Consider the following 13711-nt stretch of genomic DNA (forward strand, 5'->3'; position numbering starts at 1 on the left):
AAAAGCCTACTACATTACGTTTGTGCATACTTGAGATTAGAAACCAGCGTCCCAATCCACTTCAATTGTTTTCGTGGTGAGATCGACTCTTTTAACTACTTGTTCATACAAAAACGGAATTAACCGCTCTTGTTTTCCAAAAGCATCTTTAGTATTGGCTTTAACCACTAACACATCATTAGAACCGGTTTCCATCATCTCTGTTACCGTTCCCATTGTATAACCTTCTAAGTTTACGACTGAACAACCGATTAAGTCGTGCCAGTAATAATCACCTTCTTCCAGTTCTGGGAATACAGATAAATCCACACCAATTTCAACATTTGCTAAAATTTGTGCGGCTTCACGATCATCAACGCCTTTTAATTTGACGATGATTTCGTGATTATGATGACGCCAGTTTTCTAATTCAGTTGGCTGCCATTCACCTTTGATTTTTAAAAACCAAGGTTGATAATCAAAAATGCTTTCAGCTTGTTCTGTTGATGAATAAATACGTAACCACCCACGGATACCGTAGGTTGAGCCTAATTTGCCCACAACTTCAATACGTTGTTGTTCCATATTTTTCACCTATCTTAGTTTAAGAACTAAATCAAAAAGCGAGATTATGCTTTTTGAGCTTCTTTTACCAAAGTCGCAACACGGTCTGAAAGTGAAGCACCTTGAGCAACCCAGTGGTTTACACGCTCAAGATCAACACGAAGACGCTCTGCGTTACCTTGTGCGATTGGGTTGAAGAAACCTACACGCTCAATGAAACGACCGTCACGTGGTGAACGGCTGTCAGTTACTACGATTTGATAAAATGGGCGTTTTTTAGCTCCGCCACGAGATAAACGAATGGTTACCATAACCTTCCTCTAAATGTTTAATTACTAAAAGAATATTCTCAAACTCGAAAGTGATTTAAGAATATAGCTTACTTTTTTCTCTGTATATATAGACAAAAAGCCTGAAGATTTTACACTTTTTGAGCAAAAAAGCAAGCCACAAGCCCATTTCAACTTGAGAAATTCACTATAAAAAATGACCGCACTTCATCACAAAGTGCGGTCAAATTTTCATTCATTTATTGGCTTAATAAACCCCTTGCGCCAACATTGCATCAGCCACTTTCACAAAGCCTGCGACATTTGCCCCGACAACATAGTTGATGTTTGCTTGACCCGAGACAGTGCCATATTTTTTACAGTTTGCATGAATATCTAACATGATACGATGAAGCTGTTTATCCACTTCTTCAGCCGACCAATACAAACGTTGTGAGCTTTGTGCCATTTCTAAACCTGACGTTGCTACACCACCGGCATTTGCTGCTTTGCCAGGCCCAAATAACACGCCAGCCTCTAAGAATGCCTCTGTAGCTTCGATAGTGGTTGGCATGTTTGCACCTTCAGCAACTAATTTCACGCCATTTGCAATTAAGGCTTTAGCGTCTGAAATCTCTAATTCGTTTTGGGTTGCACAAGGAAGAGCGATATCAGCTTTCACTTCCCAAGGGCGTTTACCCGCAACATATTGCAAACCAAACTGTTCCGCAAATTCTTTTACGCGACCACGTTTTACGTTTTTGAGTTCTAATAACGCGGCTAATTTTTCACGATCAAAACCTTCTGGCAAATATACATAACCCGCCGAGTCAGAACAGGTTACCACTTTCGCACCGAGCTCCATCGCTTTTTCAATGGCATATTGAGCCACGTTACCCGAGCCAGAAACTAAAACGGTTTTACCTTGGAAGCAATCCCCTTTTTCAGCGAGCATTGCTTGTGCGAAATACACCAAACCATAACCCGTCGCTTCAGGACGAATTAAACTCCCACCGAATGAAAGACCACGCCCCGTAAACACACAAGCAGCTTGGTTTGATAATTTTTTCATATAGCCTGCAAGATAGCCGACCTCTCGACCACCTACACCGATATCGCCTGCCGGCACATCGGTATCCGGACCGACATGACGATAAAGCTCAGCCATTAACGCTTGGCAAAAACGCATGACTTCTGCATCTGATTTTCCTTTAGGATCAAAATCTGAACCGCCTTTCGCACCGCCCATTGGCAATGTGGTTAAGGCATTTTTAAAGATCTGTTCAAAGCCTAAGAATTTTAAAATCGATAAGTTAACAGATGGATGGAAACGCATTCCGCCTTTGTATGGACCAATTGCGCTGTTGAATTGTATGCGAAAAGCTCGGTTTACTTGAACTTGACCTTTATCATCAGTCCACGCCACACGGAACTGAAATGCACGCTCAGGTTCAACTAAACGCTCTAATAAAGCTTCTGAACGGTATTTAGGATTTGCTTCCAAGAAAGGCCAGATTGAAGTGAATACTTCACGAACGGCTTGTAAAAATTCAGGTTGGTGGCCGTCACGTTGAGCCACTTTTTCAAGAAATTCGTCTAAGGATGCTACTGCTGACATAGGATTTTCCTTCTAGTAGTGAGTGAGTATGATGTGTGTAAAATTATTTTATTTCACCGTCTTCTTGCGGTGTGCCTTCAATATAGCAATAGAAAAATCAATTCAGCAATAGTTTTTTTATAGAAAAAATGAAGAAAAAATAAAAAACGAGAAAACATTTAATATTTTCCCGTTTCTATTAGATAAGATCTAAAATCAGTATCTAAGCTAACACTTCAACTTAAAAAGTCCTTATTTATTTTTACCTTCTAAGTAAAGCCACTCTGCAACCTGCTTCGCAAAGTACGTCAAGATACCATCCGCACCCGCACGTTTAAAGCAAAGCAATGATTCCATAATGCATTCTTTTTCTTTCAACCAACCATTTTGAATGGCTGCCATATGCATCGCATATTCGCCAGAAACTTGGTAAGCAAAAGTTGGCACACCGAAATACTCTTTCACGCGATATACCATATCCAAATACGGCATACCTGGTTTTACCATCACCATATCCGCACCTTCTTGTAAATCAAGTGCAACTTCTTGCAAGCCTTCATTTCCATTTGCCGGATCAAGTTGGTAAGTTTTCTTATCGCCACCTTTCAGATTACCCGCAGAACCGACTGCATCACGGAATGGACCATAGTAATTAGACGCATATTTCGCTGAGTACGCCATAATTTGTGTATTGATATGGCCATTCTCTTCCAATGCCTGACGAATACGGCCAATACGACCATCCATCATATCACTCGGTGCCACAACATCTGCACCTGCTTCAGCATGAGAAAGTGCCTGTTTGATCAGAATATCTGTCGTTATATCGTTTAAAACATAACCTTCTTCATCAATGATGCCATCTTGTCCATGAATAGTATAAGGATCAAGCGCCACATCAGTTAATACGCCTAATTCTGGATATGCGGCTTTCAATGCTTTTACCGCGCGCTGTACCAAACCATTTGGGTTAAACGCTTCATCTGCCATTAAAGATTTTTTATCTTGCTCAACCACAGGGAATAATGCGATCACAGGCACACCATATTTCACCAAAAGACCTGCTTCAATTAATAATTGATCGATGGTTAAACGTTCAACTTTAGGCATAGAAGGCACTGGCTCACGATGATTTTCGCCTTCAATGATAAATACCGGATAAATTAAATCATTAGCTGTTAAGGTATTTTCTGCCACTAAACGGCGGCTAAAATCATGTTTACGTAAGCGACGAAGACGACGGGTTGGGAAACCGCCTAAAATTTGCTGAGTCATAATAATATTCCTGTTTTTTTTATGATATTAAAAGGGCGTATCACCTACGCCCATTTTCTTAATCTTTGTGATTCAAATCAGCCTGATTTTCTACCGCACTTTCTTCATCCGTTGTCTCTTCTTCATTCTCTTTCGGTTGATAGAAACGTGCAACTAACAAGCCTAATTCAAAAAGAAGGCACATTGGTACAGCAAGTAAAGTTTGAGAGAAAACGTCTGGTGGCGTTAAGATCATGCCAACAAAGAACGCTCCCACAATAATATAAGGACGTTTTGCCGCCAATGCTTTCGTGGTTGTGACACCTGTCCAGCAAAGTAAAATAATAGCAACAGGCACTTCAAAACACACACCAAAAGCCAAGAATAATGCTAGTGCAAAATCAAGGTAACTGCTGATATCTGTTGCAATAGCTACCCCTTCTGGTGCAGTTTGCGTAAAGAAACTAAACACAAAAGGGAAAACAATATAATAAGCAAATGCCACACCGCAATAGAATAAAACTGTACTGGAAAATAATAACGGATAAATTAAACGTTTTTCATGTTGATACAGCGCCGGTGCAACAAACGCCCAAATTTGATAAAGCAAATAAGGCACCGAAATAAATACCGATACAATCGCGGTTAATTTAATTGGCGTAAAGAAAGGCGTTTGAATATTGGTTGCAATCATGGTTGCACCCTTTGGCATGACAGCCGTTAAAGGTGCGGCGACAAAATGATAAATATCATTAGAAAAATAAACCAACGCCACAAAAACCACTAAAATACAAATTACACAACGTAATAAGCGGTTTCTGAGTTCAACAAGATGGGTAATTAACGGTTGGGAATCGTCCGTCGTATTGCTCATAATTATTCTCTAGGACTTAGCTTCAGATTTAGGTGCTGGTTGCAGTTCCACATCATCCGGCGAATAGTAATCAGATAAACGCTCGGTTAATTCAGCTTGTTCATGGGCTTCAAGTGCGGTCAAATCCACTTCTGTTTTTTCAGGTACTGAAACTTCAGCAAGTTCATTCTCTACATGCTCTGTCGATGCTGTTTCAGCTGGTTTTTCTGTAGTTTCTTGTGAATTCACCACGAGTTTTTCAGCAGAATCAGCCGAATTTTCAGCCGCACTTTTAATTTCTTTAATTTGCTCTTCTACCGTTGTGCCCGCTGCAGCCGCTTTTTCTTCTAGCTCTGCACGCATTTTTTGAGCCTGCTCTTTCAGCTCTTCAACGGTTTTACTTAAGTCTGGGGAAAGCTGTTTTAGATTCAGTTGTTCCGCTTTCTTAATGCTATCTTGCAATTCTTGCAATTTAAGCTCTTGTTTTAATTCATTTTGAACATTAGCTGCCAACCCACGGATCGTTTTCACCCAGCTCATTACCGTGCGAATAGCCACAGGTAAACGCTTAGGGCCTAGTACTACTAAGCCCACAAGCATCAATAAAACAAGTTCGGAAAAACCAATATCAAACACGGTTATGCCTGTTCTTTATCTTTTACAGTTTCAGTTTTTTCAGCGGTTGTTGTGCCGTCTTTAATTTGAGTAAACTCAGCATCTTTTTTTGGCTCATCATCAGACATCGCTTTTTTAAAGCCTTTTACTGCTGCGCCAAGATCAGAGCCCGCATTGCGTAATTTTTTTGTACCGAATACTAATAAAATCACGACTAATAAAATAATCATTTGTGCTGGGGATAAACCAAACATAGAAAAACTCCGTTAGAATTAAATTGAAAATTTGGGCTTGAATATACTCTTTTTATGCATTTGTCTCAAGAGGTAATTTTAAAAGTGCGGTCAAAAAATAATGTTATTTTCAACCGCACTTTATTCTTATTATTCAGCCAGTTCTGTTTGCTCATGAGACAGGAATTATGAAATAACAAAATCCAGCTCTCTCATGTATCGCTCATAACATTGCAAGATGTCCACGATCAAATCCTCTTCATTTGTAATACTCAAAGGATAACCTTCCAATTGAATATTGGTTGAAACCATTAATGCATGATGAACTTGTGCTGTTTCAGGCTCAGGCTTTTCGAACAAGGTAATTTGGTAAAAAAAATCTTCTGCTAATCCATTTTCAATAGAAAGGACCAGTTGATTATTATCGACGTCAAAACGTTGCTGTAATGTCACATTTAGACCATAGGTACCAATGAGTAACTGCCGTAACTCTCTCATTGCTAAAAGTGCCGTTGTTTTTAAATGGGAAATGGCGTCATCTCGCTTAGGTTCAATCACTAGCTGTCTTAAACGACTACGCCAGTTTGCACCTGTCCACAAATCTGAAACCTCTGTGGAATAATATTGTCGTTCAAATCGTAAACCTTTTAACAAACTCCATGCCATCACTGACATCAACAGAGCAAAAGGTAAAGAGAAAAACAACATCGTTGATTGTAGTATTTCAATACCGCCAAAAAGATAAAGAACAAATGTAACAGCTGACAATAAACCACCCCAAAACATAGATTGCCAACGAGGTGAAACCTGGCTTTTGTCTTCAATTGCGATATTATTAAGCGTATAAATACCAAAGTTAATGGTTACAATAAAAAAGAGTGTGATAATAAATAAAGCTAACGTTTTAGTTAAACCGGAATAGGGTAAATAACTCAAAAAATCAAAAAGAAGTGATCCCACATTATTTACAGCTTGGCCTAATGCTCCCTTAGCAAGATGTTCATTCACCCAAATTGCGCCATTACCAAATACCGTGAACCACAAAACGAAGAATAAACTTGGTACCATCAATACGCCGAAAATAAACTCCCGCAAAGTTCGTCCGCGAGAAATCCGTGCGATAAAAATCCCAAAGCCTGGCGCCCATGAAAACCACCATGCCCAGTAAAAAACCGTCCAATCCATAAACCAATCCAAATGTTCTACATCATAGGCATAAGCCTTGAAGCCGACTCTAATTAAACCGCTTAAATAGGTACCAATATTTTCCGTAAAAGCAGAAATTAAATATATTGTCGGACCGAATAGCAAAACCAGTAGCATAAAGAGAAATGTAACGCCTAGATTTAGCTCACTAAGAATACGGAACCCGTTGGCAATCCCTTGCAGTGAAATTAAGATAGCAATGATAAAAACACTCACTAAAATAAGGGGAACCAAATACGATGAGTTATCCAATAAATGCATTGAATGGAATGCTGCAGCCAACCGAATCGCACTGTAACCTAAGGTTGCGACTACGCCAAATAAGGTGGTACAAATCCCGAGAATATCAATGATATCCCCTACTTTTCCATTAATCTTTTCTTTCAGTAAGGGATAAAAACAAGAGCGTAAAGAAAAGGGCAATTTATAGCGAAATCCGAAGTAAGCAATCGTAAGTGCAATTAATCCATAAATAGCCCAAGCACTGATACTCCAATGAAAAATACTAAAAAATAATGCTGTTCGAACTTTCTCATATTCACCTATTGGTGAAAGAAAATGTGAAAGCGGTTCAGCAACACCAAGAAAAACAATGCCAATACCAATTCCAGAGGTAAAAAGTAACGCAATCCAAGAGCCTAATTTAAACTCTGGTTCTTCCTCATCACTCCCTAGTTTAATATCGCCGTATCGTCCTAACGCCAAGAAAAGTAAAAAGAATAGAAAAAATGCACTCAGTAAAATATAAAACCAGCTAAATTGAGAGAAAATAAAGGCTTTCGCCGCAGCAAGATAAGATATCGTTTGCTGCGTATCAAATAAAAGGGCTGCAATAATCGCTAAACTAAAACCTAAACTGCCCCAAATAACATTTGCTTTGAAAGTATTTTGTATCTTCATATTTGTTTTAAGATAAAAAGTGCGGTTAAAAATTAAGAGGATTTTCAACCGCACTTTAGTCTTATTATTCAGCCAGTTCTGTTTGCTCGTGTGCCATCAATTCTTGACCCACATCGTCTAGCAAACTTAAGTAACGTTCATAATGTTTCAACATATCGGCAATCAATTCATCTTGGTCCATATATTGCACATCATAACCCACTCGACCATCAAAGAAATAAGTGTATGGCTCATAGGTCATACTATGTTGGATATGTGGCAAGTTATCATCATTAATTAATTGCTCTGACACCTCACGACCGATAGATTTCACCCCGTACATAAAGTCTCGCATCAAATCTTTTTGAATGACTAACTCGACTGCAGGTTCATCTTGATCAAATAACGTGTTAATTTGCACACTCAATTCATATTTACTAATTAACTCTTGGCGTAGCTCACGCATAGCCGGTAATACCGTATGTTTAAGGAAACGTAAAATATCTTTTTCTTGCGTTTGGTTCATCATTTGTTCCAAACGTTCTTTCCACTTATCCCCTGTCCAGAAAATACTGGTTGGATTAACTTTGGTATCAAAATATTTTTTATCCGCATTCAAGCCTTTCCATAAACTAAAACACATCAACAACATCAACGTGGCGAAAGGTAACGCCACTAATAATGTCATTGCCTGTAGATTAGCCAAACCACCCGATTGCATTAAAACAATGGCAACAACTGACATTAATATGCCCCACATTACGGCCTGCCAACGAGGTGCTGCAAGGCTTTTATCGCGTGATGCAATGTTATTTAATACATAAATACCAGAGTCTGCTGAGGTGATAAAGAATAAAGAAATCACCACCAAACTCACTAAACCGGTCACACCAGAAAGCGGTAAATAATCTAAGAATTTAAAGAGTAACGTTTCGGGCGAGGAAATCATTTGTCCTAACGTACCTGCAGCTTCCCCATCATTCAACCAAATGGCCGTATTACCAAATACGGTAAACCACAAGATGCCGAACATGCTAGGAATCACCAACACACCGAAAATAAATTCGCGAATGGTACGTCCTTTCGAGATACGCGCAATAAATAAACCGACAAATGGCGCCCAAGAACACCACCATGCCCAATACAGAATGGTCCAACCGCTAAACCAGCCAGTATGTTCTTGTTCATAAACATAGGTTTTGAAGCTTAATTGGACTAAGTTGCTGAGATAAGTTCCGATGTTGTCGCTAAAAGCAGATAACAAATAAAGTGTTGGCCCCGCCACTAATACGAAAATCAACAAACAGAAAGCTAATGTTAAATTCAGCTCACTTAAGATTTTTACCCCTTTCCCTACACCAGAAATCGCGGAAAATATCGCTAAACTCATTACCACGGCAATTACGACAACTTGCAAGCTGAAGCTATTTTCGCTAATCCAGCCTAATTGATGTAAGCCTGCACCCAATTGTGATGCACCAAAACCTAATGTTGTGATAACACCAAATAAGGTGGCAAGTAACGCCATAATGTCGATAAGATCGCCTAACTTGCCATTAATACGCTCTTTCAATAACGGATAGAAACAAGAACGTAATGCCAAAGGTAATTTGTAACGGAATCCAAAGTAAGCCAATGCCAACGCAATCGTGCCATACACCGCCCAGGCATGAATTCCCCAGTGGAATAAGGTGTGTAACAAGGCTTCTTGTTGCTTATGCTCTGCGCTGCCTGTGGTAATATCAGATAAGTAATGCGTCAATGGCTCTGCTACACCAAAGAACATCAACCCTACCCCCATACCGGCAGCAAATAACATCGCCAACCAAGACAGAAAACCAAATTCAGGCTCTTCTTCATCATTGCCTAATTTGATATTACCTAGGCTACTGACTGATAAAATGACTAAAAAGCCCAAAAATACTGAGAATGCTAATACGTAAAACCAACTAAAGTTGGCAAAAATGCCCGATTTAGCAGCATTTAATAAAGTTTGTGTTTGTTCAGGTGCGATTAAAATCATCGCGACAAGCAACACCACAAAAAATAACGTTGCACCAATCACTAAAGGATTGAACGACGTTTGCTTTTCCATAAATTTAGATAAAGACAACGCTTCCCCCTTAAAAATTAAGTGAATAAAAATAAAATCAGATTAAATAAAATAAGGCCTTAAGCCCTAAATGGTGAGATGGAACCATCGCAAATGATAGCACGGAGAAGTGCGATTTTGAAGAAAACGCTCAGTAGGATTTGAGTGGATTGTTTCCAAAAGTGCATTTATGGTATAAAAAAATACCAATTATTTCAAATTAGGAAAATATTGATGGTATTTAATTTAAGTCGTATTTTTAACTGATATAATGAATTACAAAACTTGCTCAAACAAGACAGTAAAAGAAAACGTTTTATTTAATGTGTTGTAGATAAAACAATTTCTTAATGCAGCTTCAGTAAGCTTATCAAACGTCTGATCATCTAAATCAGATGAAATAAAAATTTTAATTTTACAATCGGTTATGTGTGGAGGTTCATCATAACCATGCACACCAAGTAAGGTTAAAGGATTGGCGAGGTTGAGCCAAATTTTTCCTTCCATTTCTACAATATCGGCACGTTGTTGAACAAAATGCGCTTTTACACTACTCAAAATGCCAATGCAGTTAAGTCATCGGAGCAAGGGAAAAACTCTACAAACGTCTAGCAAAAATGGTTGAGCATAACTTTACGGAAGCAGAACAACACCATAGACATAGTTATGCCCATTACAGAGGTTCGTCGAAAGTACACATGCAAGCAAGCACAAAATATCAAGAAAATGCCCTTGTGCTATGGGCTTTTTTACGCTTTTTATAATTCAGACTTTATTAATATGAGGTAATGGTAAAAACTCTACGAAACTGACTGCTTGAATGGCAATCTAAAGTGAAATGTAATAGAAAGAGATAAAACGACAAAAAATAAACCCACCTTTACCAGATGGTCTATAAAGTGGGTTTGCCTGAGGTATAAAATCGAGTGTTAAATACGCGCTATTTTCAATATATTTTAGCTTTTATTTTTTAGGTAACGCATCACTAGAAGCATTAAATTTCACATTTGATGAAGTGTAAGCCTCAAAGTGCGGATGTTTTTTCATAAATTTAATGAAACTTTCCGCATCAGGCAAGTAAGTATCAACGCCTTCATATTTCGGATCGTTAAATAATTTACCAAAAGTTTTGTAACCATCTTTACCGCTAGCTACATAAGCATTAGTACCAACGAGATAACGTTTATTATCATCAATTGGTTCCCATTGTTGGGTTTGTTTATTCAATACTTCCACGCTGACTAAACGTTTACCTTCCGCATTTGGTATTTCATTCGCTTCGTAACGAATGCCCGCGCCATAAGGGAATGCCCCTGTAGAACCATCAACTAAAGCAAATTGCATCGCATCTTCAAGCACTTGTTTCACTAACGAACCTTCCATTTTATAGGTATATAACGTATTCCCGAAAGGTAAGAAAGTATAAGCATCATTAAAGGTTACATTGCCTGGTAAAATATCCGCACGAACACCGCCTGCATTTTGAATGGTTAAATCCACTGTTTTGAGTTCGTTATACATTGTTTCTGCAATAAAACGCGTTGCAATAGAACCTTCTGGATTTGAGCCTGCTTTATTTGGGATACGATTTGCTGAACCACCCGGCATTGCAGAACCGGTGATGACGCCAACAATTTCTTGTGCTAAACGATCTTTTTCACTTTTATATTTTGAAATAAGCATGTCTGTTTTTGCATCATGATCATCAAGTGAAATACTCTTCATTGACTTTAAAGTATCAAGCGCTTTTTTACGTTCATCGCCTGTTAATTCAGTCCATTTACCTTCCGCATTTTTCACTTGAAGTTTATGAGAACTCATTAACACATGAGGAATTTTACGAGTAATAGACGCAATACCTTCAGGACTGAATTTAACACCTAAGTCACCCACAACAGCAGAATAAGCCCAACCTTCCATTACAAATACCGGTTCGCCATTCGGATTTTTAAATTCAAGCGGATATTCATAGATTACTGGAAGTTTTAAACCACGTAATTCATCATTTCCGTATAAATAATGTGAATCCCCAGTAACGATCACATCAATATCATTTACTTTTTGAGCAATTTCGATATTTTTTTCACTTCCTGCATGTGAAAGTAAAATGATTTTATTAATGCCTTGTTGTTTTAGCGCATTTGCCATAATTTGTGCGGTAGCAATTTCATCATAGAACTTCACATCCTTACCTGGTGAAGATGAATTAACCGTTTTATTCACGGTATCTAAACCGATAATGGCAATTTTTTCTCCATCCACAGTGAAAATATCGTAAGGTTTCCATTTGTTATATAAAATTGAATTTTTATCAGGAATAACATTGGCTGAAAGTACTGGAATTTTTAATGGCTCGAGTAGTTTTAATAAACCTTCATTACCCGCGTCAAATTCATGGTTACCCAAAGTAAAATAATGGAAATTACCAGCATTCATGACAGCCGCATCAGCGGAACCGCCAAAAAGTGTGAAATACAGCGTACCGGTAATCGCATCACCAGCATGTAGCACTAATGGATTTTTATACTTTTTACGTAACTCATAAAGTTTTCCATTCACAGCAGAAAAACCGCCAATATCAACCTTTGTTTGTTGACCATTTAGATTAATTCTTGCTTCGTGCGGTTCCAAATAAGAATGGTGGTCGTTAATATGTAAGATACTTAACTCCACAGCTTTATGTGCTTGCGGCGCTTCTTTAGCAAAGGCTGCACCTGAGCAAAGCATTGCTAACGCACTAACTGCAAAGGTAACTGATTTTTTAGATAAAAACATAATGGCTCCTTGTGAGTAAACGGATTAATTTAAGCCTTCAAGCATTGCTTGGAAAGTCTTATAACGAATAGCATAGTTATTGTGTTGAAGATTTTCACGTGCTTGATCTAAATACGAAAAATCATCAACCTCCACCCCTTTAAATTGGCGAGCAAACATCATATTGGCTAGAGCTAGGCGGGGCTTAATTTCAGAAGAAGGGGTTATCAAACTCACTCGATTCTCAGTAATAGAAAAAGTTGTTTGATTAGGAAAATCTTGACGCATCTGTTCAATAATTTTTTGAAATATGCCTTTAGCATCCAAAGACAATAATATAATTTGATCTGGTTTGGCTCCCCTTTCTAGTAAAGCCTGAACAAATTGCTCCGAATTATCTGTTTGACGAATATAAATTTTTGCCTGCTCATTCGCTAAAAAAGACACCAATAAGTTTTTCTTCATTTCCTGAATTAAATTAGCATCGCCAGTATTTATCGGCTCAAAGTATAAGTAATCAAGAAATTTAGGAGTGAGATTTTTATCTGTTTTAAAAATGCGAGTTAGGATTTTTTCGCTTATTTGGATCTGATTATCTAGGAATTGAGGAGGTAAAGAAAAAAGTGCGGTGAGTTTTTTCTGTAAAATCGAAACTTGTTGCTTTTCTTGTTTGGCTAAAGCGATTGAAAATTGTTGTTTTAAAGCCTCAGCGGACTCAGTAGATACTGATTGTTGAGAAGACGGAGGAGGACTCGCTATCACAGATTGTTGAATGCCAATACATGACGCTAATCCAAGTAACACAGAATGAAAACCGATTTTCATAATAAACCTCATTTAACTGATATTTTATCAATATAAAATACCGCTTAACGCGTAAACTTGACCTAAAACTATTTGAGAGTTTCTTAGATTATACGTAAAACAAAATTGCATGTGAATGATAATGTTTACCTTTTCAAGAGAATATAACGTACTTATTAGAATGCTCATCGAAAACTTGCAAGTTTGCTCAAAAAGTATAAAATTCGCAAGCTTTTTGTCTATATATACAGAGAAAAAAGTAAGCTATATTCTTAAATCGCTTTCGAGTTTGGGAATATTCTTTTAGTAATTAAACATTTAGAGGAAGGTTATGGTAACCATTCGTTTATCTCGTGGCGGAGCTAAAAAACGCCCATTTTATCAAATCGTAGTAACTGACAGTCGTTCACCACGTGACGGTCGTTTCATTGAGCGTGTAGGTTTCTTCAACCCAATCGCACAAGGTAACGCAGAGCGTCTTCGTGTTGATCTTGAGCGTGTAAACCACTGGGTTGCTCAAGGTGCATCACTTTCAGACCGTGTTGCAACTTTGGTAAAAGAAGCTCAAAAAGCATAATCTCGCTTTTTGATTTAGTTCTTAAACTAAGATAG

Annotated in this window: 13 protein-coding genes; 1 reads left to right on the forward strand and 12 read right to left on the reverse strand. The window is 38.1% G+C overall.

Translation table 11 applies throughout. The features are described from left to right. Positions 1-36: 36 nt before the first annotated feature. The 12 genes from rimM to A9500_RS08000 all read right to left on the reverse strand — a co-directional run bounded on the left by rimM (position 37) and on the right by A9500_RS08000 (position 13120). Positions 37-564 carry a ribosome maturation factor RimM gene (gene rimM / locus A9500_RS07945; protein ID WP_065244522.1) on the reverse strand — a complete coding sequence of 176 codons (528 nt, stop codon included), beginning with the start codon at positions 562-564 and terminating at the stop codon, positions 37-39. Positions 565-608: 44 nt separating this feature from the next. Further along, positions 609-854, reverse strand: coding sequence for a 30S ribosomal protein S16 (gene rpsP / locus A9500_RS07950; RefSeq protein WP_049374354.1), 246 nt, complete (start codon positions 852-854; stop codon positions 609-611). Positions 855-1080: 226 nt separating this feature from the next. Next, entirely contained in the window at positions 1081-2430 is a 1350-nt protein-coding gene (gene gdhA, locus A9500_RS07955; protein WP_065244523.1) for an NADP-specific glutamate dehydrogenase, read from the reverse strand. A 231-nt stretch (positions 2431-2661) separates the two neighbouring features. Next, on the reverse strand, positions 2662-3684 hold the full coding sequence (gene hemB, locus A9500_RS07960; RefSeq protein ID WP_065244524.1) for a porphobilinogen synthase: 1023 nt from the start codon (positions 3682-3684) through the stop codon (positions 2662-2664). A gap of 58 nt (positions 3685-3742) precedes the next feature. Next, positions 3743-4537, reverse strand: a complete 795-nt coding sequence (tatC, locus tag A9500_RS07965; RefSeq protein WP_065244525.1) for a twin-arginine translocase subunit TatC — start codon at positions 4535-4537, stop codon at positions 3743-3745. A 9-nt stretch (positions 4538-4546) separates the two neighbouring features. After that, a complete protein-coding gene (tatB, locus tag A9500_RS07970) occupies positions 4547-5152 on the reverse strand; it encodes a Sec-independent protein translocase protein TatB (RefSeq protein WP_065244526.1) in 606 nt (201 codons plus the stop codon). Between the two features lie 2 nt (positions 5153-5154). After that, on the reverse strand, positions 5155-5385 hold the full coding sequence (gene tatA, locus A9500_RS07975) for a twin-arginine translocase TatA/TatE family subunit (RefSeq protein ID WP_005695386.1): 231 nt from the start codon (positions 5383-5385) through the stop codon (positions 5155-5157). A 165-nt stretch (positions 5386-5550) separates the two neighbouring features. Further along, positions 5551-7470, reverse strand: a complete 1920-nt coding sequence (locus A9500_RS07980) for a BCCT family transporter (protein ID WP_065244624.1) — start codon at positions 7468-7470, stop codon at positions 5551-5553. Between the two features lie 64 nt (positions 7471-7534). After that, a complete protein-coding gene (locus tag A9500_RS07985; protein WP_065244527.1) occupies positions 7535-9562 on the reverse strand; it encodes a BCCT family transporter in 2028 nt (675 codons plus the stop codon). A 255-nt stretch (positions 9563-9817) separates the two neighbouring features. Further along, complete coding sequence (locus A9500_RS07990; protein WP_111394280.1) at positions 9818-10048, reverse strand: OsmC family protein; 231 nt, start codon at positions 10046-10048, stop codon at positions 9818-9820. A gap of 456 nt (positions 10049-10504) precedes the next feature. After that, on the reverse strand, positions 10505-12316 hold the full coding sequence (nadN, locus tag A9500_RS07995) for an NAD nucleotidase (protein WP_049357781.1): 1812 nt from the start codon (positions 12314-12316) through the stop codon (positions 10505-10507). A 24-nt stretch (positions 12317-12340) separates the two neighbouring features. Further along, positions 12341-13120: a hypothetical protein gene (locus A9500_RS08000; protein WP_005645774.1), complete on the reverse strand. Its 780-nt coding sequence runs from the start codon at positions 13118-13120 to the stop codon at positions 12341-12343. Between the two features lie 310 nt (positions 13121-13430). Here A9500_RS08000 and rpsP (A9500_RS08005) point away from each other — a divergent pair, with 310 nt between their 5' ends. After that, positions 13431-13676: a 30S ribosomal protein S16 gene (gene rpsP, locus A9500_RS08005; RefSeq protein ID WP_049374354.1), complete on the forward strand. Its 246-nt coding sequence runs from the start codon at positions 13431-13433 to the stop codon at positions 13674-13676. The last annotated feature ends 35 nt before the right edge of the window (positions 13677-13711 follow it).

It is taken from the genome of Haemophilus sp. CCUG 60358 (assembly GCF_001679485.1).
GTDB lineage: Bacteria > Pseudomonadota > Gammaproteobacteria > Enterobacterales > Pasteurellaceae > Haemophilus_D.

Excerpts from the sequence above, each read along its gene's own strand:
- rimM (WP_065244522.1), bottom strand. The coding sequence starts at position 564 with ATGGAACAACAACGTATTGAAGTTGTGGGCAAATTAGGCTCAACCTAC.
- rpsP (WP_049374354.1), bottom strand. The coding sequence starts at position 854 with ATGGTAACCATTCGTTTATCTCGTGGCGGAGCTAAAAAACGCCCATTT.
- gdhA (WP_065244523.1), bottom strand. The coding sequence starts at position 2,430 with ATGTCAGCAGTAGCATCCTTAGACGAATTTCTTGAAAAAGTGGCTCAA.
- hemB (WP_065244524.1), bottom strand. The coding sequence starts at position 3,684 with ATGACTCAGCAAATTTTAGGCGGTTTCCCAACCCGTCGTCTTCGTCGC.
- tatC (WP_065244525.1), bottom strand. The coding sequence starts at position 4,537 with ATGAGCAATACGACGGACGATTCCCAACCGTTAATTACCCATCTTGTT.
- tatA (WP_005695386.1), bottom strand. The coding sequence starts at position 5,385 with ATGTTTGGTTTATCCCCAGCACAAATGATTATTTTATTAGTCGTGATT.
- A9500_RS07980 (WP_065244624.1), bottom strand. The coding sequence starts at position 7,470 with ATGAAGATACAAAATACTTTCAAAGCAAATGTTATTTGGGGCAGTTTA.
- A9500_RS07990 (WP_111394280.1), bottom strand. The coding sequence starts at position 10,048 with ATGGAAGGAAAAATTTGGCTCAACCTCGCCAATCCTTTAACCTTACTT.
- nadN (WP_049357781.1), bottom strand. The coding sequence starts at position 12,316 with ATGTTTTTATCTAAAAAATCAGTTACCTTTGCAGTTAGTGCGTTAGCA.
- A9500_RS08000 (WP_005645774.1), bottom strand. The coding sequence starts at position 13,120 with ATGAAAATCGGTTTTCATTCTGTGTTACTTGGATTAGCGTCATGTATT.
- rpsP (WP_049374354.1), top strand. The coding sequence starts at position 13,431 with ATGGTAACCATTCGTTTATCTCGTGGCGGAGCTAAAAAACGCCCATTT.